The sequence below is a fragment of the Lysobacter sp. Soil_N_51 genome, from assembly GCF_057655755.1.
The window spans coordinates 545335-569144 of record NZ_JBDGLR010000003.1; the positions used below are offsets into that span (position 1 = coordinate 545335).

Genomic DNA, 23810 nt, shown 5'->3' on the forward strand with positions numbered 1-23810 from the left:
GCGAGGTGCGGCTCAGCCGCGTGGCGCGCGCACGTCGCTGTCGCGATCCCGGTTCAGTTCAGTGCGCTCGCCGCAACGATCCGCGCCGCAACGACCGCAACCGACAGGCCGAGACCACCGCAGTGCCCGCTCACGCCTGCGCTTGCACCCGCATGCGCCAACGCGAACGCCCCAGCGCGAACGCGCGCCACAGCAGGAACAAGCCCAGCAGCACCAGACCCGGGTCGATCAGGAAGAACGACAGCAGGCGCCCGTCCCAGACCCGCGAGGTCTGCCAACTGCCGGCCGACTTCGGATGCAGGCGCGCGACCATGTGGGCCTGGATGCCGGCGAATTCGGGGACCGCACGGGTGATCCGCGCCTGGAACCGGTACTCGCCGGGCGGTACGCCGAAGCGGTCGACGTCGCGGCTGATTTCGTTGCTGCCCACGCCCGAGAAACCGAAAGTCTCGGTGTCGCCCTGGGCCACGATCTTGCCGCTGCCGGCCTCGCTCAGCGTCCACCGCACCGGGATGGGCACGCCGCTGGGTTGAGCGTCGTAGCCGCCCTCGCCGAGCAGATCGCGCAGGTGATCCATGCCGCGCGCATCGGTGCGGAAGGACAGTTTCAGGTGATAGCGGTCCGGGGCGCGGACGCGGATGCGCTGGTCGATGCCGCCACCGGACGACACCGCGATCGGCGCATCCAGCGGCGGCGCGCTGATGCCATCGGCCCAGTAGTCGAATCCGATCCGCGCCAGCACCACCACGATCAGGGTGACCAGCGCGAATCGGTTGTCGCGCACGAACTGTTTGAGCATGGCGACCGGCTTACAGCACTTCCGAGGCGTAGTCGGCCAGACGCGAACGCTCGCCGCGGCGCAAGGTCACGTGCGCGCTGTGCGCCCAGCCCTTGAAGCGATCCACCGCATAGGTCAGGCCCGAGGTGGTCTCGGTCAGATACGGCGTATCGATCTGCTCGACGTTGCCCAGACAGATGATCTTGGTACCGGGACCGGCGCGGGTGATCAGCGTCTTCATCTGCTTCGGCGTCAGGTTCTGCGCTTCGTCGAGGATTAGCCAGCGGCTCAGGAAGGTGCGGCCGCGCATGAAGTTCATCGAGCGGATCTTGATGCGCGAGGCGAGCAGGTCGTTGGTCGCCGCGCGGCCCCAGGCGCCGCCGTCCTGGTTGTGGGTCAGCACTTCCAGGTTGTCGGTCAGCGCGCCCATCCACGGGGTCATCTTTTCTTCTTCGGTGCCGGGCAGGAAACCGATGTCCTCGCCGACGCTGACCGTGGCGCGGGTCATGATGATCTCGCGATAGCGCTGCTGATCCATCGTTTGCGCCAGGCCCGCGGCGAGCGCGAGCAGGGTCTTGCCGGTGCCGGCGGTGCCCAGCAGGGTGACGAAGTCGATCTCCGGGTCCATCAGCGCGTTGAGGGCGAAGTTCTGTTCGCGATTGCGCGCGATGATGCCCCACACCGCATGCTGGTTATGGCGGAAGTCGTCGACGATCTGCAGGGTGACGCGTTCTTCGCCGACCTTGGTGACCTTGAGTTCGGATTCCGAATCGCCGGGCAGGTACAGGAACTGGTTCGGATACCAGTCGTCGTCTTCGGTGCGGGCGATTTCGTAATAGGTGCGGCCCTTCTCGGTCCACGACTTGAGGTCCTTGCCGTGCAGGGTCCAGAAATCGTCCGGCAGCGCGGTCGCGCCGGTGTAGAGCAGGCTGAAATCGTCGAGCGCGCGATCGTTTTCGTAATCCTCCGACACGATCCCGGCGATGGATGCCTTGATCCGCAGGTTGATGTCCTTGGACACGAGCACCACCGGCACGCCGGGTTCCTGCTCCTGCAGCGCCAGGATCGCGCCGAGGATCTGGTTGTCCGGGATCACTGCGCTGAAGCGCTTGCCCGCGTCGAACGAGTTGGTCTGGAAACGCAGCTTGCCGATGCTCTGCGCGCCGCGCAGTTGCAAACCCTGCGGACGGTTGAGGGTGATGCCGGTGCTGATCTTGTCGGTGCCCTCGATCTGGATCAGCTCGTTGAGGAAACGGCTGACCTGACGGGCGTTGCGGCTGGCTTCGGAGGTGCCTTTCTTGCCGTTGTCGAGTTCTTCGATGACCTGCATCGGCAGGTAAACGTCGTGTTCCTGGAACTTGAACAGCGCGGTCGGGTCGTGCATGAGCACATTGGTGTCGAGCACGTAGATCCGCTTGCTTCTGGTCATTGAGAAGTCTCGTCTCGGATGGGGGTGACGTCGTTACATTGCGTCGCAAACACGGGAGCGGGCAAGCCGTGCGTTCGCGCTTTCGAAAGCCACGATCGCGTACGACTCGATAGTGCACAAGTCGAGGGTGAAATCCGGGTGGGCGACATCGACGTCGGCGACGTCGGCGCTGATGGCATCGGCGCCAGCGCAACCCGCGGTTGCGCGAAACGCATCCACCGCAGCGCCGCCGTGGCCCGCGGGGCGGGACGGCGAGGGGACAGGGCGGGTGCGCGCCTCACTGAGCGGCGGAATCCTTGAGGGCGTCGAGAACGGCTTGGGCATGCCCGGCGACTTTCACCGGACGCCATGACTGCACGATGACGCCCTTGGGATCGATCAGGAAAGTGCTGCGTTCGATGCCGAGGTATTTGCGGCCGTACAGGCTCTTTTCCTTGATCACGCCGAAGGCGTTGCACAGCGTTTCGTCCTTGTCGCTGACCAGATCGAACTTGAAGCCCTGCTTGGCGCAGAAGTTCTGGTGCGACTTGATCGAATCGCGCGACACGCCCAGCACCGTCGCCCCAAGCTTCTTGAACTTCGGCAGCAGCGCATTGAAGTCCAGGCCCTCGGTGGTGCAGCCGGGCGTGCTGTCCTTCGGATAGAAGTACAGCACCAGCCACTGGCCGGCGAAGTCCTTCAACGCGACCGTCTCGCCGCTGGACAGCGCCAGACTCAGCGCGGGCGCTTTCTTGCCGTATGCGTGATCGCCGGTATCGAGCATGGTCAGAACTTCATCGGGTCCATGATGGCGTCCAGGTTCAGATGGTCGCAGAACTCGAGGAAATCGTCGCGCAGCGCGGCGATGTGCATGCTCGAGGGGACGCCGATCGTGATCTGGGCGGAGAACATATCCGCGCCGGTCTGCATCGCGCGGTAGCGCGAGCAGTGCAGGCTTTCGATGGTGATGCCCTGGCGATCGAAGAAGTCGGCCAGCTGGAACAGGATGCCGGGCTTGTCGGCGGCGACCACTTCGACGATGTAGGGCAGCAGGTTGGACTGCACCTGCTTGGCGCCGGTGCGGTACCACACCAGCTTGAGCCCTTCCTCGCGCTCCAGGCGCGTGAGCATGGCTTCGAGCTTGGCGACCGCGTCCCAGGAGCCGACCGCCAGCGCGGTCACCGAGACGTCGCGGCCGACCGTGGACAGGCGTGCATCGACCAGATTGCAGCCCGAGTCGGCGATCCGGCGGGTCACCGACAACAGCGGCGACTCCGGATGCGTCGTATAGGCGTTGATCAGGAGGTGGTTTTCGTTCGGCGACGGCCGGGAAGCGGAATCGGTCAAGGCGGCGCCTGCAAGGGGAGCGTAAAGCTCGGAAATGAACGGCGGCCCGGGCCCGGGCCGCGCTGTGAGTCAGCATACTTGCCCGCGCTTTCGGGCCGCAAGTAACATCGTCCCCTACGTATAGGCGGCCAAGCGCGTTTCCGTGTCCTGCCGCCCGCTTTAGAATTCACCGGTTCTACGTTCTCCAATCCGATAAGCGTTCCACAGGTTCCACGTTCCCTCTCGGCCACGCCGCTCCGCAACCGCTGCGGCGGCGACTTCTCACTCAATAGGTCTTCACTTGCGACTTTCCGGCAGCATCACCGCGCTGGCGACGCCATTCACCGCGTCCGGCGAACTCGATCTGGACGCCTGGCGCCGCTTGCTGGCGCAACAGCTGGAAGGCGGCACCCAGGCGGTCGTGGTGGCCGGTTCCACCGGCGAAGCCGCGGCGCTGTACGACGCCGAATACGACACCTTGCTGCGCAGCGCGGTCGAGCTGATCGCCGGCAAGATCCCGGTGCTGGCCGGCACCGGCCTGTCGAACACCGCCAAAACCATCGAACTGACCCGCCGCGTGGCCACCCTCGGCGCCGACGCGGCGCTGGTCGTGACCCCGCCTTACGTCCGCCCGACCCAGGCCGGCCTGATCGCGCATTACCAGGCGATCGCCGACGACGGCGCGCTGCCGCTGGTGCTGTACAACGTGCCCGGCCGCACCGGCGGCGACCTGTTGCCCGACACGGTGGCGCAGTTGTCCGCGCATCCGCGCATCGTCGGCATCAAGGAAGCGGTGTCCGAACCCGAGCGCATGAATGCGCTGCTGGCGCTCAAGGCCGAGGGCTTCTGCGTGCTCAGCGGCGACGACCCGACCGCCTGCCGGGCCATGCTCGCTGGCGCCGACGGCATCGTCTCGGTCGGCTCCAACGTGTTGCCGGGCGCGTTCCGCCGCCTGGCCGACCTCGCCCGTGGCGGACGCCGCGCCGAGGCCGAGGCCTGGGACGCGCGTCTGCGCCCGGCCTACGATTTTCTCGCCCTGGAACCCAACCCGATCCCGGTCAAGGCGCTGCTCGCCGCGCAGGGGCTGGGCCATGGCCTGCGCCTGCCGTTGCAGTCGCTGTCGGCGCCCCACCATGAAGCCGCGCGGCATGCCGCCGGCCTGATTGTCGAACTCGAACACCTCTGCCGCGATACGCTCGCGGCCTGAACCCCTGCAGGAGATGCTCATGCGTTCCAACGTTACCCTGTCCCGTGCGGTTGTCGCCGGTCTGCTGTTGGCCGTGGTCGCCACGTCGGGCTGCAGCTGGTTCCGCAAGGGCAATAAGCTGTATGCCGAAACCCCGGAAAACCGTCCGCTGGAAGTCCCGCCGGACCTCGATCAGCCGCGCACCGACGGCGCCATGGCGGTGCCGGCGGCCGGCGGTTCGGTGACCGCCTCGGGCCTGGCCGCGTCGCGTCCGACCCAGGCCGCTCCGGGCACCCCGGCGTCCTCGGCCAACGGTTTCACCGTCAGCGGCAACCGCGACGACGTGTTCACCAAGGTCGGCGATGCGCTGGGCAAGGTCGAAGGCCTGACCATCGCCAGCCGTGCGCAGTTGCTCGGCGCCTACGACGTCAACTACGAAGGCGGCAACTTCCTGGTCCGGATCAGCACCTCCGAAGCCGGTGCCTACGTGTCGGCGGTCGATCCGCGCGGTCTGCCGGCGACCGGCGCCGCGCCGGCCAAGTTGATCGCCAGCCTCAAGAGCACGCTCGGCGGGCGTTGATCGACGACAGGTCGCAGGCCGGTTCCGACCGGTCTTTGCGATGAAAAACGGGCGCCTCGGCGCCCGTTTTTCGTTGTGGCGGTTGAAGCCGCCGCGCTCAGCGCGAAAAGCCGCGCGCCAAGCCTTCGTTCAACAGCAGCCGGGTCGCCGCCGCGCGCTGCGCCAGCGGCAATTCCGCGAGCGCATCGAGCATCCAGCCCAGCGAGCGGCAGCGCGCCTGGCGCGCATTCGGGTCGCTCGCCTCGGCGTTGAGGCCGGCGGCGAAGCCGTCGTGCAGCAGCATCGCGGTGGTGCCGGCCGACTTCAACGTTTGCCTGGCAGCCGCCGGGTCGTACGGCTGGCGCGGGTTCTGCAGGCCGGTCGCGGCGATCCCGAGCAATGCATTGCTGAAGCCCTGGCGGCTGTCCGGGCTGAGCCGTTGCGCTGCCGCGGCCAGCGCCTGCGGGCTGCGGTCGGCGTCGGGGTCGAACAGCCCGCACAGCACGTCGGCATCGCGCGGCGCGCGCGAGGCCCGGTGCACGGCCTGGAACAGCGGGTCGATCGAACTGTCGGGCGCGCGCATCAATGTGTCGCTGGCGCCGGCCGCGATCGCGGCGGGGTCGAGCTGGGATAAATCGAGTTGCGACAAATCCAGCTGGGACAGATCCAACTGCGACAGATCGAAACCGGACGACTGCGCCGACACCGTCAGCGGTGCCAGGCACAGCGCGAGCAAGCCTGCGAGTGAAGCCGGATGCGGCATGGTGAGCGGTCCGAAGCGGGCAGGCTTGGAGTTTAGGCGCGGCCGGATGAACCGTTTCGGGACTGGCGGATGGATGCGTTTACGCGTTGCCGCGATTCGATCGCGGCGGATTCGCTATCGCGTCCACTCAATCAAGGCCTGCTCCCTCTCCCGCTTGCGGGAGAGGGGTGGGGTGAGGGCATGGAAGCCGCGCCAATTCGGAACTCAGGATCCGCTGCTCAACCTGCCGCGGCAGCCTCGCCGCGCCGCCTCAGCGTTCGAGCTGATCGATCTTGCCGGTCTTGCCTTCCCAATCCTTGGCGTCGGGCAGGGCGTCCTTGCGCGTGGTGATCACCGGCCAGGCCTTGGCCAGTTCGGCGTTGAGCGCGACGAAGCTTTCCTGCCCGGCCGGGACGTCGTCCTCGGGGTAGATCGCGTTGATCGGGCACTCGGGCTCGCACAGGGTGCAGTCGATGCATTCGTCCGGGTCGATCACCAGGAAGTTCGGGCCTTCGTGGAAACAGTCGACCGGGCACACCTCGACGCAATCGGTGTACTTGCACTTGATGCAGTTCTCGGTGACGACGAAGGGCATTGGCTGGGTCCTGGAGGTGGTCCGGTACGAAACAGGCCGGGCGGGCGATAGTGTAGCCATACGCATCGTCGCGACCCAAGACGAAGCTTGGCCTCTGCGACGCGGGTAACGGCGAAAACGGAACCGACGCAACCGCCGCGGCCGCCCGCGACCGGGCTCCACGGCGCGCCGCGGACAAGAAAAAGCCCGCGTTTGCGCGGGCTTTTTCGTGCGACGGATCGCGTGTTTGGCGCTCCCTACGGGATTCGAACCCGTGTTTTAGCCTTGAGAGGGCCACGTCCTGGGCCTCTAGACGAAGGGAGCAAGTTGTACGACTCTGTCCGATTGAAAGACCCTGGACGGGGCCTGGACAGACCGCTCAAGCTCTCAACTCGACGCGGCCTGCTAGTATATGCGCCGCCGTTGCGCTGGGCAACGGCTGTATTCACGAACTCATAAGGCGGCACGCCCGCTCGATGCAATCCGATAACCTTTCTTCTATCCAAACTTCGCTGCGGGTCATTCCGCGCGACCAGCACAATGTCTCGCGCAAGGAGATCAGCCCCAACGCGTTACGGGTGCTGTACCGGCTGCGCGACAGCGGCTTCGGCGCCTATCTGGTCGGCGGCGCGGTGCGCGACATCCTGGTCGGCGGCCATCCCAAGGACTTCGACGTCGCCACCGACGCCACCCCCGAGCAGGTCAAGGGGCTGTTCCGCAACTGCCGCCTGATCGGCCGGCGCTTCCGCCTGGCCCATGTGGTCTACGGTCGCGAGATCATCGAAGTGGCCACGTTCCGCGCCAATATCGACGACGGCAGCGGCGACCGCGAGACCGACACCGGCGGCCGCCTGGTCCGCGACAACGTCTACGGCAGCATCGAGGACGACGCGGTCCGCCGCGACTTCACCGCCAATGCGCTGTATTACGCGGTCGAGGATTTCTCGGTGCGCGACTACGTCGGCGGCTTCGAGGACGTGCAGAACCGGCTGATGCGGCTGATCGGCGATCCGGTCACCCGCTACCGCGAGGACCCGGTGCGCATGCTGCGCGCGGTGCGTCTGGCGGCGAAGCTCGATTTCGAGATCGAAGCGGCCACCGCCGCGCCGATCCCGCAGCTGGCGCCGCTGCTCGCCGAAGCCGCGCCGGCGCGATTGTTCGAGGAATGCCTGAAGCTGTTCCTGTCCGGGCATGCGGTGCAGAGCTTCCTCGGCCTGGAACGCTACGGCCTGCTCGGCGCCTTGTTGCCCGAAAGCGCGAAGGCGCTCAAGTCCAACCGCAGCGGCGCGTTGCGCCGGATGGTGCTGGAAGGGCTCAAGGGCACCGACACCCGCGTCGCCAACGACGAGCCGGTGTCGCCCGCGTTCCTGTTCGCGCTGCTGCTGTGGCCGGCGTATTGCCGCGAGCTGATGAGCCTGCAGGCGCAGGGCACGCACACGGTCGAGGCGCAGCGTCGCGCCGCCGATCGGGTGACCTTGCACCAGTTGTCGATGATCGCGCTGCCGCGCCGCTTCTCGCTGCCGATGCAGGAAATCTGGCTGCTGCAGTCGCGGTTCCAGCAGCGCCAGCGCAAGCGGGTGATGCGGTTGCTGTCGCATCCGCGCTTTCGCGCCGCCTTCGATTTCCTGTGCCTGCGCACCGCCGCGTCGGAAGAGCACATGGCCGACGTCGAATTCTGGTTCGAGGCGCAGCAGCATCCCGACGCGATCGCCCATCAGGAAGCGAATCAGCATTCGGAAGACGGCGAAGAGGGCGGCGACGAACGCGCGCCGCGCAAGCGTCGTCGCCGTCGCCGTGGCGCGCCGGTAGCCGAGGGCTGAGCCGCGGCCGAGGATGTTGACGCACGAGTGACGGGTCTGCGTCCGCGACGCAGGCCCGGCCGGTCGTTCTCGATCTCCCGCACGTTCGCTCGCAACGCCAAGCGCCATGCGGATGCCGACGAACGCGAATCGCCGCGTGCATCCCGCACGCTCGGTTCGACGATCTGATTTCCTCGTTTCTTTCATTCGCGCATTCGCACCCAATGTCCGCGTCCACCGCCATCACCACCTTCATCGGCCTGGGCAGCAACCTCGGCGACAGCGTCGCGGTGTTGCGCGCGGCGCTGCGCGCGCTCGACGGCCTGCCGCGGTCGCGCCTGCTGCGCGCTTCGCGGCTGTATCGCACCCCCGCCTGGGGCGTGCGCGAGCAACCCGATTTCGTCAACGCGGTGGCGATGCTCGACACCGAACTGCCGGCGCGCGAACTGCTGGCGGCGATGCTGGAGATCGAGCGCGAGGCCGGACGCGCGCGCCGCGCTGACGGCAGCGACCGCTGGGGCCCGCGCACCCTGGATCTGGACCTGCTGCTGTACGGCGAGGCGAGGATCGACGAACCCGGCCTGCACGTGCCGCACCCGCATCTGCACGAACGCGCCTTCGCCCTGGTGCCGCTGCTGGAGATCGCGCCGGACGCGGGCATCGCCGGCGTGGGCGCGGCGAGTCAGGCGCTGGCGCAGATCGCTCCGGCCGAGATCGAGGCGCTGGTCGCGGTCGATAATTGACCGGCGCACCGGCCGTGTTCGTGGCGCGAGCGGGCGAAATCATGGTCGTCGCATGGCGAACCGACCGCGTTGCGCGCGCGGCGCTGGCGGGGCGGGGGCAACCTGCTAAGTTATGGCGCCCTCCCCAAGAGCGTCCGTTCGCCACCGCTCGGACGAATCCATCATGTACACCTCGGCCCCCACCGACGCGCAAGCCAATGACAAGCGGGCTGCCAAAGCCTGGACCGTGCCCATGCTCGCCGACGCCAAGCGCGACGGCCGCAAGATCGTCATGCTCACGGCGTACGACGCCAGTTTTGCCAGAACGATGGATACCGCGGGTATCGACGTCATCTTGGTCGGCGATTCGCTCGGCATGGTCTCGCAAGGCCACAACAGCACCTTGCCGGTGACGGTCGCCGACATGGCGTATCACACCGCCAGCGTCGCCCGCGGCCTGTCCAAGCCGCTGCTGATCGCCGACCTGCCGTTCCAGTCCGACGCCACGCCCGAGCGCGCGCTCGATGCGGCCACGCAGCTGCTGCGGGCCGGCGCGGCGATGGTCAAGCTCGAAGGCGCCGGGCACAAGCTCGAAGTGATCGAATTCCTGGTCGCGCGCGAGGTCCCGGTCTGCGCGCACCTGGGCCTGACTCCGCAGTCGGTGCTGCGCCTGGGCGGCTACAAATTGCAGGGCCGCGACGACGCCACCGCGAGCAAGCTGCGCGCCGACGCGCGCGCGGTCGCGCAGGCCGGCGCGGCGTTGCTGGTGCTCGAATGCGTGCCCACGCCGCTGGCCGCGGCGATCACCGCCGACCTGGTTATTCCGACCATCGGCATCGGCGCCGGCCCGCAATGCGACGGCCAGGTGCTGGTGCTGCACGACCTGCTCGGGGTCAACTCGGGCCATCGCAGGCCCAAGTTCGTCAAGGATTTCCTGGTCGAAGGCGGCTCGGTCGAAGGCGCGTTCCGGGCCTATGCGGCGGCGGTGCGCGACGGCAGTTTCCCCGGCGAAGAGCACAGTTACGCCTGAACCCGTTCGGCTGCGCGCGGCTGCGGCGTCTGCCTGGTACTTAGCCGGACGCGCGGCCGGCCGCGTCGTTTAAGATGCCGCGCACCTTCTTCAGCCGATGCCCGGGCCGCCGACGCGGCCGGGATCGAGCGCTTTCTTTCGAGGTAAGCCCATGATCGAGATCGTCAGCGACCTGGCCGCATTGCGCGCGCGGGTTCAGGCCTGGACGCGCGAGGGCCTGCGCGTGGGCTTCGTGCCGACCATGGGCAATCTGCACGCCGGCCATCATTCCCTGATCGAACTGGCGCGCCGCCACGCCGACCGCGTGGTCGCCAGCGTGTTCGTCAATCCGACCCAGTTCGGCCCGAACGAAGACTTCGCCCGTTACCCGCGTACGCCCGAGGCCGACGCCGCCGGCCTGCATGGCGCCGGTTGCGATCTGCTGTGGTTGCCGACGGTGGAGACGATGTATCCCGTCGGGGTCGACGGCACCGTGCAGATCCGCGTGCCGCGGGTCACCGAGACTTTGGAAGGCGCGCACCGTCCCGGCCATTTCGACGGCGTGGCGACGGTGGTCGCGCGCTTGTTCCATCAGGTCCGGCCGGATGTCGCAGTGTTCGGGCGCAAGGATTACCAGCAGCTGGCGGTGATCCGTTATCTGGTGCGCGATCTGGCCTTCCCGATCGAGATCGTGGCCGCGCCGACCCTGCGCGAGGCCGACGGCCTGGCGATGAGTTCGCGCAATCAGTATTTGTCCGACAGCGAGCGCCCGCAGGCCGCGCAGATCCAGCAATGCCTGCAATGGATGCGCGATGCCTTGCGCGCCGGCGACACGCGCGAAGCGGTCGAGGCGCAGGCTGCCGCGCGGCTGACCGAAGCCGGTTTCGCCGTCGATTACGCCGCCGTGCGCGCGCCGGACCTGAGCCTGCCGGAAACCAATGGCGGCGCCGGCGCCGACGGTTCGGCGCGGGTGGCCCTGATCGCGGCTCGGCTCGGCCGCACCCGCCTGATCGACAACCTTGAATTCGAGCTGTGAAGGCCGCACGCACGGGTAGGTGACCGGCCCGAATCCGACCCGGAACCCGCCGCGCGACCGGGCCGCTGAACGGGAAAGCTCCGTTCCGCCCGGCACGCCGCCGGACCATGTTGCAGCGCGCCATGCGCTGCTAGACTTCAGCTCTTTCGCGCCCGCGCGTCTGCGGACGGAGTAACCCGACCATGCAACTGAACCTGCTCAAGGCCAAGATCCACCGCGCCACCGTGACCCACGCCGAGCTTCATTACGAAGGCTCCTGCGCGATCGACGGCCGTCTGCTCGATATCTCGGGCATTCGCGAGTACGAGATGGTCCACATCTACAACATCAACAGCGGCCACCGCTTCTCCACCTACGCCATCCGCGGCGAAGAGGGCAGCGGGGTGATCTCGGTCAACGGCGCGGCCGCGCACAAGGCGCAGCCCGGCGATCTGGTGATCATCTGCGCGTACGGCATCTGCGACGAGGCCGAAGCGGCCAAGTACAAGCCGACCCTGGTCTACGTGGATCGCAACAACCAGCTCACCCACACCAACACCTCGATGTCGGCCCAGGCCGCCTGAGTCCGATCGCCCGAGCGCCAACCACTTGAGAGCCGCCCCCCGATGAGCGATGACGTCCGACTTCACGAGCTGCGCGCCGAGGTCGGGCGCGTCGTCGTCACCCCGCTGGCGCAGCTGATCGCAACCGATCCGTCGCGCGCGGCGGATTTCGCCCTCCAGGTCGGCCCGCTCTACGCCAGTTTCGCGCGTCAGCATTACGATCGCGACGCGCTGATCTGGTTGCGCAAGGCGGCCGAGGCCGCCGGTAGCGTCGAGCGCCTGCGCGCATTGTTCGACGGCGAAATCGTCAACGTCACCGAAGGCCGTCCGGCGCTGCACACCGCGCTGCGCGGCGATTTGTCATCGACGCAAATCGCGCGCGACGCGCATCAGCAGGCGCTGGCCGCGCGCAAGCGGATGCGCGAAGTGATCGAACGGCTCAGCGCGAGCGAAGTCACCGACATCGTCAGCGTCGGCATCGGCGGTTCCGATCTGGGTCCGCGCTTGGCCGTGGATGCGCTCAGCGGCGCGACGCCGGGCCGATTCCGCGTGCATTTCCTGTCCAACGTCGACGGCCACGCCGCCCAGCGCACCCTGGCCGGGCTCGATCCCAAGCGCACCGCCGCGCTGCTGATCTCCAAGACCTTCGGCACCCAGGAAACCCTGCTCAACGGCGGCATCCTGCGCGACTGGCTCGGCGACGACTCGCGTCTTTACGCGATCAGCGCCAACGTCGAACGCGCCGCGAGCGCGTTCAATATTCCTGATGAGCGCATCCTGCCGATGTGGGATTGGGTCGGTGGTCGCTATTCGCTGTGGTCGGCGGTTGGCCTGCCGATCGCGCTGGCGATCGGCATGGACGCGTTCGAAGATTTCCTCGCCGGCGCCGCGCAGATGGACGCGCACGTGCTGGAAACGCCACTGGAGCGCAACCTCGCCGCCTGGCATGCGCTGACCGCGATCTGGAATCGCAACGGCCTGGGTTACGCGACCCAAGCCGTGCTGGCTTACGACGATCGCCTCAAGCTGTTGTCGAATTATCTGCAGCAGCTGGTGATGGAGAGCCTGGGCAAGTCCGTGCGCCTGGACGGCTCGCCGGTGGTCGGCGACACCGTGCCGGTGTGGTGGGGCGGGGTCGGCACCGACACCCAGCACAGCTTCTTCCAGGCGCTGCACCAGGGCACCTCGATCATTCCGGCCGATTTCATCGGGGTGATCCACTCCGATGCGCCGTACCCGCAGAACCATCGCGCGCTGCACGCCAATCTGCTTGCACAGACCGAAGCCTTCGCCAACGGCCAGCGCAGCGACGACCCGCACCGCGCTTATGCCGGCGGTCGCCCGAGTACCACGATCCTGCTCGACTCCTTGACCCCGCAGTCGCTCGGCGCGCTGCTGGCGATGTACGAGCACAGCGTCTATCTGCAATCGGTGTTCTGGGGCATCAACGCCTTCGATCAGTTCGGCGTGGAACTCGGCAAGCAGGTCGCCAGCACCTTGTTGCCGGCGTTGGCGGGCGAGGCGCAGGCGGACGATCCGGTGACGAAGGAGTTGCTGCGCAAGTTGCGTGGATGACTGCGGGGCGATCGCTGCGGCCGTGCGATGGCGTTGCCGGGTACGCACGGGCTGTCATCGTCGTGGCCGCGATGAGATGAATTTGAACGGCGCCGCGGCGCCGTTCGTTTTTGTTGCGGACAGCTGTGATCGCCAGGCGTCGGGCGCCTACTAGGTACTGGCGATTTTCGTCGTCGTTGTGATTTCGCGGTCGCGGCTTACGCCGCTCCTACATGAAACCTCGCCCCACACCACCGCGTTGTCGCGTTTCTTCGTGTAGGAGCGGCGCAAGCCGCGACCACGCAGCGGCAGTTCGCTTCGTCACTGTGGCGCAAGGCATATTCATGCCGCGTCTTGCCGCGTCAGCGCCAAACACCAGGCATCAGTTGCCGGCCGAGTTCCGGCGGTTTTCGGCGTTGTTGTGATTTCTCGGTCGCGGCTTACGCCGCTCCTACATGAAACCTCGCCCCACACCAGCGCGTTGTCGCGCTTCTCCCTGTAGGAGCGGCGTGAGCCGCGACCGCGCGGCGACCGTTCGCGTCGTCACTGCGGCGCAACGGCATATTCACGCCACGTCGTGCCGCGCCAACGCCCAAGCCACATGCTCGCGCACGACTTCGCTCGCGTGCTCGCTGCGCGTGCTTAGCGCGGCGATCACCTCCGGCGTGGCCGGCGCATTGCCCAGCGCCACCGCGATATTGCGCAGCCAGCGCTCATGCCCGCTGCGGCGGATCGCCGAGCCTTCGGTGCGTTGCAGGAATTCGGCTTCGTCCCAGGCGAACAACTGGCTCAGGCTGGCGCGGTCGAGGTCGTTGCGGGCGCGAAAATCCGGCTCGTCGGTGCGCTGGGCGAACTTGTTCCAGGGGCAGACCAGTTGGCAATCGTCACAACCGAAGATGCGGTTGCCGATCGCCGGGCGCAGCTCGATCGGGATCGCGCCTTCGTGTTCGATGGTGAGATACGCGATGCAACGGCGCGCGTCGAGCCGATGCGGGGCGATGATGGCCTGGGTCGGGCAGATGTCGATGCAGCGCGTGCACGTGCCGCAATGCGCGGTCGCCGGCGTGTCCACCGGCAGCGGCAGGTCGACGTAGATTTCGCCGAGGAAAAACCACGAACCGCCGTCCTTGTCGATCAGGCAGGTGTGCTTGCCGATCCAGCCCAGCCCGGCGTTGCGCGCCAATGCGCGTTCCAGCACCGGCGCGGAGTCGACGAACACGCGATGGCCGAACGGGCCGACCACTTCGGCCAGACGCTCGGCCAGCCTTTGCAGGCGCTGGCGCATCAGCTTGTGGTAGTCGCGGCCCAGCGCGTAACGCGCGACATAGGCGCGTTCGCCGTCGGCCAGGGTGATCCAGGCCTCCTCGTCGTCGCGGCGGCCGTAATCCAGGCCGACCGAGATCACCCGCACCGTGCCCGGCAGCAGATCGTTCGGACGCGCGCGCAGTTCGCCGTGGCGGGCCATCCAGTCCATCGAACCGTGCAGGCCCTGGGCCAGCCAGTCGAGCAGGTGGGCTTCGTCCTGGGCCAGCTCGATCCCGGAAATGCCGCAGCGCTGAAAGCCGAACTCGCGCGCGATCGCACGGATGCGCGCGGCCAGCGCGACATAGTCAGGCGCGGCGGACGCGGCCGACGGCGGCGGATCGGGCGGGGTGGGGCGGGCGGTTGGCGGGCTCACGATGCGGCAAGTATAGAATCGACCCATGTCTGCGACCGCTGAAACTTCCACGCCCGCGCCACCGCGCGGCCTGTTCGACGCCGCCGGGCTGCGCGCGATCGAAACCGCGGCAGCGGCCGAGCTGGGCGACAGCTATGCGTTGATGCGCCGCGCGGGCGAAGCGGCCTGGCGCGAATTGCTGAACCACTGGACCCGCGCGTTCCATCTGCTGGTGGTGTGCGGCCCCGGCAACAACGGCGGCGACGGCTACGTATTGGCCACTCATGCGCTGTTGTCCGGCCGTCAGGCGGTGGTGGTGCGATTGCGCGAGCACTCGCCGCGCGGCGAACTCGCCGAGCGCGCGGCGGCGGCGTATGCGGCGGCCGGCGGCAGCACGCTCGAATTCGATGGCGAGCTGCCGAAGGCCGATGTGATCGTCGATGCGCTGTTCGGCATCGGCCTGTCGCGCGCGCCCGACGCCGCGGCGTCGGCGCTGATCGAGGCGGTCAACGCGCACGCCGCGCCGGTGCTTGCGCTGGACGTGCCCAGCGGCGTCGACGCCGATCGCGGCTATGCGTACCCATCGGCGATCCTCGCCCAGCGCACCCTCGAATTCATCGCGCCGAAGGCCGGTCTGGTGACTGGCGCAGCGCTCGATCATGCCGGCGTTTTGGCGTTGGCGAGCCTGGATCTGCCGCAGACGCTGTATCACACCCCGCCGGTAGCGGAATTACTGCGCGCCGAGGATCTGCCGCGTTGGTTGCAGCCGCGCCGACGCGACAGTCACAAAGGCCGCAACGGCCGGGTGCTGTGCATCGGCGGCGATCACGGCCACGGCGGTGCGCTGTTGCTGTGCGCGCAAGCCGCGTTGCGCAGCGGCGCGGGCTTGCTGGATGCGGCGACACGATCGGCGCACGTCGCGCCGATGCTGACGCGTCTGCCCGAGGCGATGCCGCGCGCGATCGAACATACCGAAGAATTGAATGGCGCCATCGACAGTGCGAACGTGATCGCGATCGGTCCCGGTCTGGGTCAGGAAAGCTGGGGAAAACAGCTGTTCGAGCGCGTCATCGCCAGCGCGAAACCGTTGTTGCTCGACGCCGACGCGCTCAATCTGCTCGCCATCGATCCTCGGCCGTTGCCGGCCGATTGCATCCTGACCCCGCATCCGGGCGAGGCCGCGCGTCTGCTCGGCAGCGACACCGCGCGCGTGCAGGCCGATCGTTTCGCCGCGGTGCGCGCCTTGGTCGAGCGTTACCGCTGCGTGGTCGTGCTCAAGGGCGCCGGTACTTTGATCGCTGCTCATGGTCGCGGCGTGCAGGTGATCGGCGCCGGCAATCCCGGCATGGCGGTCGGCGGCATGGGCGATGTGCTCAGCGGCGTGATCGCGGCGTTGCGCGCGCAAGGTCTCGATGCGTTCGACGCGGCCTGCGCGGGTGCGTTGCTGCATTCGGTGGCCGGCGACGAGGCCGCGCGCGAAGGTGGCGAACGCGGCCTGTTGCCCAGCGATCTGATGCCGTGGCTGCGTCGCCGCGCCAATCCCGCAAACGGCGCGCGTTGAATACGTGCGCTGTCATCCGATGAACTCTGATTCCACAACCGCATCCACGATGCCCAACGATTCGATCCAACTTCATCTCAGCGACCCCGACGCCACCGACGCGCTCGGCGCCGCGCTCGCCGCGGCGCGCGCGAACGCGATGCGTGCGAGCGGGGCAAACGCCGACGTGTTGATCGTGCACCTGCACGGCGACCTGGGCGCCGGCAAATCCACCCTGGCGCGCGCGTTGCTGCGCGCGCTCGGCGTGCAGGGCGCGATCCGCAGCCCGACCTACACCCTGGTCGAGCGCTACCCGCTAAGCGACGGCGGCGAAGCCTGGCATCTGGACCTGTACCGGATCGGCGATGCCGGCGAACTCGAATTCCTCGGCCTGGACGGCGGCGAGGCCTCGTTATGGCTGATCGAGTGGCCCGAGCGCGGGCTGGGGTGGCTGCCGGCACCGGATTTACGTATCGATCTGGCTCAGGAAGGTGCCGGCCGACACGCCCGTTTGCAGGCGCTCAGCGAGGGCGGACGGGCCTGGCTGGTCGCGCTCACCGACGCGACAGGTACCCGTGAGGTTGCGGCCGACTCCTGAACGATTCCATAGGAAGTCGCCCCAGGTCCCGGATTTGCAAGGGAAAAATGCTTGCAATTCGGATGGTCCGGTGCTTGACTTACGCCCATGCGAGTCAAAGGGGCCACTGTCCAGAAATTCCTGCTCGGCCTGGCGCTGCTCGCGGCGCTGGCCTGGAATCTCGCGCACGCCAGTGAAATCAAGGGCTTGGAGCTGCGCAACGGCGCCACCGGGACCCGCGCCGAAATCGCCCTCGACGGCGCCGGCGAATACAAAGTCATCAGCCTCAAGAGCCCGGATCGGCTGGTCGTCGACCTGCCGGCCTCGCGCCTGGGCAAGAATCTCAAGCTGCCGGCCGCGACCGGCATCGTCAAAGCCGTCCGCACCGGCGAGCCGCAGCCGGGCACCGCGCGGGTCGTGTTCGACCTCGCCCAGCCGATCGCGGTGCTCAAGCCGCATATCGAGCAGGGCACCTCGGGTCCGCGTCTGATTCTGGAATGGCCGGGCGACGGTTCCGAGCCCGCGCGCGTCGCCGCGCCGGTGGCCGCGGTCGCCGCGGCTCCGGCCAATCCGCCGCCGCCTGCGGCCGCCAACCCGGCGCCCGCGCCGGCCGCGACCACCGCCGAACCGGCGGTCGCCTCCAACGCCGCCACTCAGCGCCTGATCGCCGAACTCGCCGCGCGTGGCGCCGCGGGTTCCGCCCCGGCACAGACCAGCGCGGCATTGCCGGCCGCGCGTCCGCCGCAGACTTCGATGCCGGCCGCGACCGCGACCGCACAGACCACCACCGCGCAGGCCGCGTCGGCGCTCGCCGCCGCCGCCCCGGCCAGCAGCAACCCGGTATCGCCGCCGCCGAGCGTCGCCCAGCAGGCCGCCAATCAAGCCGCCAGCCAGGCCGTGTTCGAACAGGCCGCGCAGGCACCGGTGGCGACCACGGTCGCGACCGGCGTGCCGACCCGCATCGCCACCGGCGTTCCTACCCGGGTCGCGACCGGAGTGCCGGCGCCGATGCCCGGCACCAGCGCCGCCGTGCCCGAAGCCGCGCCCGAAGCGCTGCCGCCGCCCGGCGCGACCAAGACCTTGAAGGACGTGATGCGCGGCCGCGGCATGCGGCCGTTGATCATCGCCATCGATCCGGGCCACGGCGGTCAGGACCCGGGCGCGATCGGCCTGACCGGCAAGCGCGAAAAAGACGTGACCCTGGCGATCGGCCGCGAACTGGCGCGCCAGATCAACGCCACGCCCGGGCTCAAGGCCTACATGACCCGCGACAGCGACGTATTCATCCCGCTGCCGCGCCGTGCCCAGTTGGCGCGCCAGGCCAAGGCCGACATGTTCATCTCGATCCACGCCGACGCCGCCGAGAACCGCGCCGCCAAGGGCTCCTCGGTGTACGTGCTGTCGCTCAAGGGCGCGTCCTCGCAGCGCGCGCGCTGGCTGGCCGACAAGGAAAACTCCGCCGACCTGATCGGCGGCGTGCGCCTGCAGCAGACCGACAACACCCTGGCCTCGGTGCTGCTCGATCTGACCCAGAGCGGCCACATGAAGGCGTCCGAAGACGCCGCCGGGCACGTGCTCGACGGCCTCAAGGATGTCGGCAACAACCACAAGCCGCATATCGAGCGCGCCAACTTCGCGGTGCTGCGCACCTCGGACATGCCGGCGATGCTGGTCGAGACCGCGTTCATCTCCAACCCGGAAGAAGAGCGCCGGCTGACCGATCCCTCGCACCAGCGCGCCCTGGCGCGCGCGGTGCTGGCGGGGGTCAACACCTACTTCACCCGCCAGCCGCCGCCGGGCACGATGTACGCGGCGCGCGCCGAGGCCCAGCAGGCGCCGTCGGGCGGGTTTGGCGGCGGCGGAAGCCCCTGATCGTTCGCGCGCTGCGTTCGGTCTGATGCGATCGCCGCGTATCCGCTTCGCCTGTCTGTTCGACCTCCTCAAATCGACTCCATGAACGCCGTGCCCGACGCCGATCTGATCGCCGCGGTGCGTCGCTGGCTGGCCGAACGTCGCGCGTTGTGGATCAATCAGACGTATCTGCATGAAGGCGAGCCGGCGCAGCGCGAGTACTTTCTCAAGCCGCTCGGCGGCGCGATTCAGCTCGGTTTCGACGACTGGCTGGATCGGTATGAGGATGCGGCCGACCTGTATTTTCGTCATGAGCGGCGGCGCTTCGACAGTCTGGAGCTGGCGTTGGCCTATACCTTCGAACGATTGCCGCTGCAGGTCGGGGATTTTGGTCGCGCGATGGGGTTGATGCGCTAGCCCTTGCTGGCCCTCACCCCGGCCCTCTCCCGCAAGCGGGAGAGGGAGACGTAGCGGAGTCCTTCTCCCGCTCGCGGCGACCGCAAGGAGTGCAAGGCTGAGAAGGTGCCCGCAGGGCGGATGAGGGCGCTCCGCGCCCGCTGACCTTCGACACGCCACCAACGAGCCCCCAAACCACAAGCCCCGGATCGCGGCGACCCGCACCCAGCGGCTATCATCGATCCCCATCCCCCGACGGTGCCACGTGCACCGAAACGCCGCCCGTGAGCATCCGCCAACTCCCCGATACCCTCATCAACCAGATCGCCGCCGGCGAAGTGGTCGAGCGGCCCGCGTCCGTGGTCAAGGAACTGGTCGAGAACGCGCTCGACGCGGGCGCGCGCCGGGTCGACATCGACCTGGAAGAAGGCGGCGTGCGCCTGATCCGCATCCGCGACGACGGCAACGGCATCACCCCCGAAGAACTGCCGCTGGCGGTGTCGCGCCATGCCACCAGCAAGATCGCCTCGCTCGATGACCTCGAAGGCGTCACCACGCTCGGGTTTCGTGGCGAAGCGTTGCCGTCGATCGCCTCGGTCAGCCGCTTCGCGCTGTCGTCGCGCCGGATCGGCGAAGACCGTGGCGCGGTGCTGGAGATCGACGGCGGCCGCCTGGGCGAAGTCACGCCCAAGTCGCATCCGCAAGGCACCACGGTCGAAGTGCGCGACCTGTTTTTCAACGTACCGGCGCGGCGCAAATTCCTGAAGGCCGAGCGCACCGAGCTGGGCCATATCGAAGAATGGCTGCGCCAGCTCGCGCTCGCGCGGCCGGATGTCGAACTGCGCGTGTCGCACAACGGCAAGGCGACCCGGCGCTGGAAAGGCGAGGGCGACCTGATCGACATGGGCCTGTCGGACGTGCGTATCGGCGAGGCGCTCGGCGAGGAGTTCGCCAAGAACGCGTTGCGCGTGGATCACAGCGGCGCCGGCCTGCGCCTGCATGGCTGGATCGCGCAGCCGTCGTATAACCGCGCCAGCGCCGACCAGCAGTATCTGTATTGCAACGGCCGCTCGGTGCGCGATCGCAGCATCGCCCATGCGGTCAAGCAGGCGTATGCCGACGTGCTGTTCCATGGCCGGCAGCCGGCGTATGTGCTGTTTCTCGAACTCGATCCGCGCCGGGTCGACGTCAACGTGCATCCGGCCAAGCACGAAGTGCGCTTCCGCGATGCGCGGCTGATCCACGACTTCGTCTATCGCACCCTCAACGATGCACTGGCGCAGACCCGCGCCGGTAATATGCCGTCGGCGCAGGTGCCCGGCGGCGGCGATCCGTTCGCTTCTGCGAACGGCGAAGTCGCCGCGCCGTCGAACATGTACCAATACCGGCCGACCGCGCCTCTGGGTTTGCAGGTCAGCGAAACCCGCGCCGGTTATGCGGCCTTGTACGGCAGCGGCGGCGGCTCGGTGTCCGGCCCCGCGCCGGGCGCCGGGCTGTATGCCGGCGCCGGCAGCGCCTACGCCGGGCCCGCGCCGGGCCTGCCGCGGCCGGCGCTGCCGCACAGCGACGACGACACCCTGCCGCCGCTGGGTTATGCGATCGCCCAACTGCACGGCATCTACGTGCTGGCCGAAAGCGCCGAAGGCCTGATCGTCGTCGACATGCACGCCGCGCACGAACGCATCGGTTACGAAAAACTCAAGAACGCGCACGACGGCGAAGGCCTGCGCACCCAGCCGCTGCTGGTGCCGGCGACCCTGGCCGTATCCGAGCGCGAGGCCGAGGTCGCCGAGCGCGAGGAAGCCACGCTGATCGCGCTGGGTTTCGAAGTCACCCGCAGCGGCCCGCAGTCGCTGACCCTGCGCGCGGTGCCGGCGCTGCTCGCCCACGGCGACGTCGAGGCGCTGCTGCGCGACGTGCTGGCCGACCTGCGCGAACACGGCGAATCGCGCCGGGTCGCCGCGGCGCGCGACGAACTGCTGTCGACCATGGCCTGCCACGGCGCGGTGCGCGCCAATCGCCGTCTCACTTTGCCCGAAATGAATGCCTTGCTGCGCGAGATGGAAGCCACCGAACGCTCCGGTCAATGCAATCATGGGCGTCCCACCTGGGCACGCTTCAGCCTGCCCGAAATCGACCGCTGGTTCCTGCGAGGGCGTTGAGATGGCTGCTGCTTCCGCGTTGTTGCGACTGATCCCCAAGCCGCTGTTGTGCGCGGCCCTGTTGGCACCGGCGCTGGCCGCCTGCGACTCGCCGCAGCAGCAGGCGCAGGCCAAGCGCGAGGCCGAGCAGGTCGCCGCGGCCAGCGAAACCTTCGCCCGCGACGAACAGCTGTGGCGCGAACACCGCCGCGAGGAACTGCTCAAGCCCGACGGCTGGACCAGCCTGATCGGCCTGCATCCGATCGACGAGGGCTCGCACTATTTCGGCAGCGATCCCGACAACGGCATCCGCGTCGCCGCCGGCCCGGAGCATTTCGGCTTGTTGTCGTTGAACAAGGACAAGCTGCGTTTCGTGCCCGAGCGCGGCGTCGTGCTCACGCTCAACGATCAGCCGCTCAAGGGCGCGGCCACCTTGCTCGCCGACGACTATCCGGCCGGGCCGAGCAAGATCGGCTTCGACGACGGCAAGGGCGTGCTGACCGTGATCAAGCGCGGCGACCGCTATCTGCTGCGGGTTCGCCACGCCGAAGCGCCGACCCTGACCGGGTTCAAGGGCATCGACTATTGGCCGGCGCAGGAAGACTGGAAGATCAGCGCCAAGTTCGTCGCCCATCCGGCCGGCAAGACCATCGACATCGCCAACATCATCGGCACGATCGAGGCCACGCCCAATCCCGGCGCGGTCGAGTTCGAGCGCGAGGGCCAGACCTACCGCATCGAAGCGCTGGACCAGGGCGGCGACGAATTGATGCTGGTCTTCGCCGATCGCACCAGCGGGCATACCAGCTACAGCGCCGGGCGTTTCCTCGACGTGTCGCGACCGAACCTGCAGGGCAAGGTGATCCTGGATTTCAACAAGGCCTACAACCCGCCGTGCGCGTTCACCGCGTACGCGACCTGTCCGCTGCCGCCGCCGGAAAATCGCCTGAACCTGGAAGTGCTGGCAGGCGAGAAAACCTACAAGCCCAGCGCCGCTGCGGCGCCGGGCGGCGATGCGGAACACAGTGCGAAGCCCGAAACCGTCGCCGCGCCCGCGTCGTAACAAATCTTCCTTACCTTCGGGCGTAGTCGCTCGAGTCCACCGAGACCATCTGCCGATGCGGTTCATGAAGTTGTTCGTCCTGCCGTTGTTCGTCGCCAGCGCCCTGAGCGCCTCGCTGACTTCCGCCTCCGCAATCGCCGGCGGTGAGCAGGCCGCGGTCGCGGCGACCAAGACGCCGCCAGTGCCGCTGCTGTGGAAGGTGTCCGACGCCGACAACGCGGTCTACCTGCTGGGCTCGTTCCATCTGCTGCGCGCCGACGACTATCCGTTGTCGTCGGACATCGATCAGGCTTTCGCCGGTTCCGACAAACTGATCTTCGAGGTCTCGCCGCAGGAGATGTTCGATCCGGGCGTGCCGCAGCGTTTCATGCAGCGCGCGCGCTACGACGACGGCCGCACCCTCAGTCAGGTGCTGCCGGGCGATCTGCGCGAAAAACTCAACCGCGTGCTGGCCAAGAACGGCCGCTCGCTGAGCCAGGTCGATGCGCTCGAACCGTGGTTCGTCAATCTGTCGCTGGTGCTGGGCGTGTCGCAGTCGATGGGGTTCAGCCCGCAGCTCGGCCTGGACCAATACCTGATGCGGCAGGCGGCCGAAGCCGGCAAGCCGGCGCTGGGCCTGGAGAGCATGGACAGTCAGCTGCAGATCATGGATTCGGGCCCGTTGCCCGAGCAGATCAAGGCGCTGCGCGAATTCCTCGACAAGCCCGAGGACGTGCCGGGCATGCTCGACGACATCCACAGCGCGTGGCGCAACGCCGACATCGCCAAACTCGACGAAAAAGCGCGCGTGGAAATGAAGGAGAAGACGCCCGAGACCTACCGCATGGTCAATCTCGAGCGCAACGAAGCCTGGATCCCGCAGATCCAGAAGCTGCTCGACGACGCCAAGAAGGGCGACAGCCTGGTGGTGGTCGGCACCATGCACCTGCTCGGCGACGACGGTCTGATCGAACGCCTGCGCGGCAAGGGTTACACGATCGAGCGCATCTGCTCTGCCTGCGCGATCGGTACGCCGGATGTGGCGTTGCCGATCGAGGTTCCGACGCCTGAAGGCGCGACTGCGCCTAAGTCCGATAAGCCGGCTTCCGAAAAGCCGTCCGCCGACAAACCCGCATCGGGTAAATCCGTTCCGGCCAAGCCATAACCATCACGATGCGGGGAGCGCCGTTATCGTGATGGCGCGGTCGCGGCTTGCGCCGTTCCTACAGGGTGGCTATGCAGCTTTTGCTTGAGTTTGAAGCTGTGCAGTTCATTCAGCGCTGCGAAGTCACGGACTCGCGTTAGCAAACGCACACCCGAAGGGCGGCGTGCAGGATGCACGCCGTGCGCCACCGGGACATGGATGTCCCG

23 protein-coding genes and 1 tRNA gene are annotated in these 23810 nt (G+C 68.0%); 15 read left to right on the forward strand and 9 right to left on the reverse strand.

Annotated elements, in window-relative coordinates:
• Window positions 1-130 precede the first annotated feature (130 nt).
• The 4 genes from AC3A4T_RS07760 to AC3A4T_RS07775 form a co-directional block, all read right to left on the reverse strand.
• A complete protein-coding gene (locus AC3A4T_RS07760) occupies window positions 131-799 on the reverse strand; it encodes a DUF5625 family protein (RefSeq protein ID WP_487674835.1) in 669 nt (222 codons plus the stop codon).
• 10 nt (window positions 800-809) lie between these two features.
• On the reverse strand, window positions 810-2207 hold the full coding sequence (locus AC3A4T_RS07765; RefSeq protein WP_487674836.1) for a PhoH family protein: 1398 nt from the start codon (window positions 2205-2207) through the stop codon (window positions 810-812).
• Between the two features lie 277 nt (window positions 2208-2484).
• Window positions 2485-2970 carry a peroxiredoxin gene (locus AC3A4T_RS07770; protein ID WP_056108513.1) on the reverse strand — a complete coding sequence of 162 codons (486 nt, stop codon included), beginning with the start codon at window positions 2968-2970 and terminating at the stop codon, window positions 2485-2487.
• A gap of 2 nt (window positions 2971-2972) precedes the next feature.
• A complete protein-coding gene (locus tag AC3A4T_RS07775; protein WP_036115042.1) occupies window positions 2973-3533 on the reverse strand; it encodes a glycine cleavage system transcriptional repressor in 561 nt (186 codons plus the stop codon).
• A 280-nt stretch (window positions 3534-3813) separates the two neighbouring features.
• Between AC3A4T_RS07775 and dapA the strand changes: the two genes are divergently transcribed.
• Together dapA and AC3A4T_RS07785 are read left to right on the forward strand one after the other, a co-directional pair.
• Window positions 3814-4719, forward strand: coding sequence for a 4-hydroxy-tetrahydrodipicolinate synthase (gene dapA / locus AC3A4T_RS07780; RefSeq protein WP_487674837.1), 906 nt, complete (start codon window positions 3814-3816; stop codon window positions 4717-4719).
• A 19-nt stretch (window positions 4720-4738) separates the two neighbouring features.
• Window positions 4739-5278 (forward strand): hypothetical protein, encoded by a 540-nt coding sequence (locus AC3A4T_RS07785; protein ID WP_056109161.1) that lies wholly within the window; start codon window positions 4739-4741, stop codon window positions 5276-5278.
• Between the two features lie 97 nt (window positions 5279-5375).
• On the opposite strand, the gene AC3A4T_RS07790 is transcribed toward AC3A4T_RS07785, so the two are convergent.
• The 3 genes from AC3A4T_RS07790 to AC3A4T_RS07800 all read right to left on the reverse strand — a co-directional run bounded on the left by AC3A4T_RS07790 (window position 5376) and on the right by AC3A4T_RS07800 (window position 6897).
• Window positions 5376-6020, reverse strand: coding sequence for a hypothetical protein (locus AC3A4T_RS07790; RefSeq protein ID WP_487674838.1), 645 nt, complete (start codon window positions 6018-6020; stop codon window positions 5376-5378).
• A gap of 250 nt (window positions 6021-6270) precedes the next feature.
• On the reverse strand, window positions 6271-6594 hold the full coding sequence (gene fdxA, locus AC3A4T_RS07795) for a ferredoxin FdxA (protein WP_036115051.1): 324 nt from the start codon (window positions 6592-6594) through the stop codon (window positions 6271-6273).
• A gap of 227 nt (window positions 6595-6821) precedes the next feature.
• Window positions 6822-6897: transfer RNA gene (locus tag AC3A4T_RS07800), tRNA-Glu, on the reverse strand.
• Between the two features lie 152 nt (window positions 6898-7049).
• On the opposite strand from AC3A4T_RS07800, the gene pcnB reads away from it, so the two are divergent.
• The 6 genes from pcnB to pgi all read left to right on the forward strand — a co-directional run bounded on the left by pcnB (window position 7050) and on the right by pgi (window position 13256).
• Window positions 7050-8393 (forward strand): polynucleotide adenylyltransferase PcnB, encoded by a 1344-nt coding sequence (gene pcnB / locus AC3A4T_RS07805; protein WP_487674839.1) that lies wholly within the window; start codon window positions 7050-7052, stop codon window positions 8391-8393.
• A 203-nt stretch (window positions 8394-8596) separates the two neighbouring features.
• Window positions 8597-9115 (forward strand): 2-amino-4-hydroxy-6-hydroxymethyldihydropteridine diphosphokinase, encoded by a 519-nt coding sequence (gene folK / locus AC3A4T_RS07810; RefSeq protein ID WP_487674840.1) that lies wholly within the window; start codon window positions 8597-8599, stop codon window positions 9113-9115.
• Between the two features lie 163 nt (window positions 9116-9278).
• Entirely contained in the window at window positions 9279-10124 is an 846-nt protein-coding gene (gene panB, locus AC3A4T_RS07815; RefSeq protein WP_487674841.1) for a 3-methyl-2-oxobutanoate hydroxymethyltransferase, read from the forward strand.
• Window positions 10125-10275: 151 nt separating this feature from the next.
• Complete coding sequence (gene panC, locus AC3A4T_RS07820; RefSeq protein ID WP_487674842.1) at window positions 10276-11139, forward strand: pantoate--beta-alanine ligase; 864 nt, start codon at window positions 10276-10278, stop codon at window positions 11137-11139.
• 182 nt (window positions 11140-11321) lie between these two features.
• Window positions 11322-11702 (forward strand): aspartate 1-decarboxylase, encoded by a 381-nt coding sequence (panD, locus tag AC3A4T_RS07825; protein WP_036115061.1) that lies wholly within the window; start codon window positions 11322-11324, stop codon window positions 11700-11702.
• A gap of 42 nt (window positions 11703-11744) precedes the next feature.
• Window positions 11745-13256: a glucose-6-phosphate isomerase gene (gene pgi, locus AC3A4T_RS07830; RefSeq protein ID WP_487674843.1), complete on the forward strand. Its 1512-nt coding sequence runs from the start codon at window positions 11745-11747 to the stop codon at window positions 13254-13256.
• 544 nt (window positions 13257-13800) lie between these two features.
• On the opposite strand, the gene queG is transcribed toward pgi, so the two are convergent.
• The gene (queG, locus tag AC3A4T_RS07835) at window positions 13801-14913 is read right to left on the reverse strand and encodes a tRNA epoxyqueuosine(34) reductase QueG (protein WP_487674844.1); all 1113 of its coding nucleotides are present in this window, start codon (window positions 14911-14913) and stop codon (window positions 13801-13803) included.
• A gap of 25 nt (window positions 14914-14938) precedes the next feature.
• On the opposite strand from queG, the gene AC3A4T_RS07840 reads away from it, so the two are divergent.
• From AC3A4T_RS07840 to AC3A4T_RS07870, 7 genes are all read left to right on the forward strand, one after another.
• The gene (locus AC3A4T_RS07840; RefSeq protein ID WP_487674845.1) at window positions 14939-16453 is read left to right on the forward strand and encodes an NAD(P)H-hydrate dehydratase; all 1515 of its coding nucleotides are present in this window, start codon (window positions 14939-14941) and stop codon (window positions 16451-16453) included.
• Window positions 16454-16502: 49 nt separating this feature from the next.
• Window positions 16503-17030, forward strand: a complete 528-nt coding sequence (gene tsaE / locus AC3A4T_RS07845) for a tRNA (adenosine(37)-N6)-threonylcarbamoyltransferase complex ATPase subunit type 1 TsaE (RefSeq protein ID WP_487674846.1) — start codon at window positions 16503-16505, stop codon at window positions 17028-17030.
• An 87-nt stretch (window positions 17031-17117) separates the two neighbouring features.
• A complete protein-coding gene (locus AC3A4T_RS07850) occupies window positions 17118-18881 on the forward strand; it encodes an N-acetylmuramoyl-L-alanine amidase (protein ID WP_487674847.1) in 1764 nt (587 codons plus the stop codon).
• A gap of 81 nt (window positions 18882-18962) precedes the next feature.
• The gene (locus tag AC3A4T_RS07855; RefSeq protein ID WP_487674848.1) at window positions 18963-19277 is read left to right on the forward strand and encodes a hypothetical protein; all 315 of its coding nucleotides are present in this window, start codon (window positions 18963-18965) and stop codon (window positions 19275-19277) included.
• Between the two features lie 263 nt (window positions 19278-19540).
• Entirely contained in the window at window positions 19541-21418 is a 1878-nt protein-coding gene (gene mutL / locus AC3A4T_RS07860; protein WP_487674849.1) for a DNA mismatch repair endonuclease MutL, read from the forward strand.
• A gap of 1 nt (window position 21419) precedes the next feature.
• Window positions 21420-22460, forward strand: a complete 1041-nt coding sequence (locus AC3A4T_RS07865; protein ID WP_487674850.1) for a DUF1684 domain-containing protein — start codon at window positions 21420-21422, stop codon at window positions 22458-22460.
• A gap of 64 nt (window positions 22461-22524) precedes the next feature.
• On the forward strand, window positions 22525-23604 hold the full coding sequence (locus tag AC3A4T_RS07870) for a TraB/GumN family protein (RefSeq protein WP_487674851.1): 1080 nt from the start codon (window positions 22525-22527) through the stop codon (window positions 23602-23604).
• A gap of 23 nt (window positions 23605-23627) precedes the next feature.
• Here AC3A4T_RS07870 and AC3A4T_RS07875 read toward each other — a convergent pair.
• Window positions 23628-23810: hypothetical protein (locus AC3A4T_RS07875; protein ID WP_487674852.1), on the reverse strand; the 183-nt coding region annotated here is incomplete at its 5' end.

Coding starts and splice junctions, on each gene's coding strand:
- AC3A4T_RS07760 (WP_487674835.1), bottom strand. CDS start 799: ATGCTCAAACAGTTCGTGCGCGACAACCGATTCGCGCTGGTCACCCTG.
- AC3A4T_RS07765 (WP_487674836.1), bottom strand. CDS start 2,207: ATGACCAGAAGCAAGCGGATCTACGTGCTCGACACCAATGTGCTCATG.
- AC3A4T_RS07770 (WP_056108513.1), bottom strand. CDS start 2,970: ATGCTCGATACCGGCGATCACGCATACGGCAAGAAAGCGCCCGCGCTG.
- AC3A4T_RS07785 (WP_056109161.1), top strand. CDS start 4,739: ATGCGTTCCAACGTTACCCTGTCCCGTGCGGTTGTCGCCGGTCTGCTG.
- AC3A4T_RS07790 (WP_487674838.1), bottom strand. CDS start 6,020: ATGCCGCATCCGGCTTCACTCGCAGGCTTGCTCGCGCTGTGCCTGGCA.
- fdxA (WP_036115051.1), bottom strand. CDS start 6,594: ATGCCCTTCGTCGTCACCGAGAACTGCATCAAGTGCAAGTACACCGAT.
- pcnB (WP_487674839.1), top strand. CDS start 7,050: ATGCAATCCGATAACCTTTCTTCTATCCAAACTTCGCTGCGGGTCATT.
- folK (WP_487674840.1), top strand. CDS start 8,597: ATGTCCGCGTCCACCGCCATCACCACCTTCATCGGCCTGGGCAGCAAC.
- panB (WP_487674841.1), top strand. CDS start 9,279: ATGTACACCTCGGCCCCCACCGACGCGCAAGCCAATGACAAGCGGGCT.
- panC (WP_487674842.1), top strand. CDS start 10,276: ATGATCGAGATCGTCAGCGACCTGGCCGCATTGCGCGCGCGGGTTCAG.
- panD (WP_036115061.1), top strand. CDS start 11,322: ATGCAACTGAACCTGCTCAAGGCCAAGATCCACCGCGCCACCGTGACC.
- pgi (WP_487674843.1), top strand. CDS start 11,745: ATGAGCGATGACGTCCGACTTCACGAGCTGCGCGCCGAGGTCGGGCGC.
- AC3A4T_RS07840 (WP_487674845.1), top strand. CDS start 14,939: ATGTCTGCGACCGCTGAAACTTCCACGCCCGCGCCACCGCGCGGCCTG.
- tsaE (WP_487674846.1), top strand. CDS start 16,503: ATGCCCAACGATTCGATCCAACTTCATCTCAGCGACCCCGACGCCACC.
- AC3A4T_RS07850 (WP_487674847.1), top strand. CDS start 17,118: ATGCGAGTCAAAGGGGCCACTGTCCAGAAATTCCTGCTCGGCCTGGCG.
- AC3A4T_RS07855 (WP_487674848.1), top strand. CDS start 18,963: ATGAACGCCGTGCCCGACGCCGATCTGATCGCCGCGGTGCGTCGCTGG.
- AC3A4T_RS07865 (WP_487674850.1), top strand. CDS start 21,420: ATGGCTGCTGCTTCCGCGTTGTTGCGACTGATCCCCAAGCCGCTGTTG.
- AC3A4T_RS07870 (WP_487674851.1), top strand. CDS start 22,525: ATGAAGTTGTTCGTCCTGCCGTTGTTCGTCGCCAGCGCCCTGAGCGCC.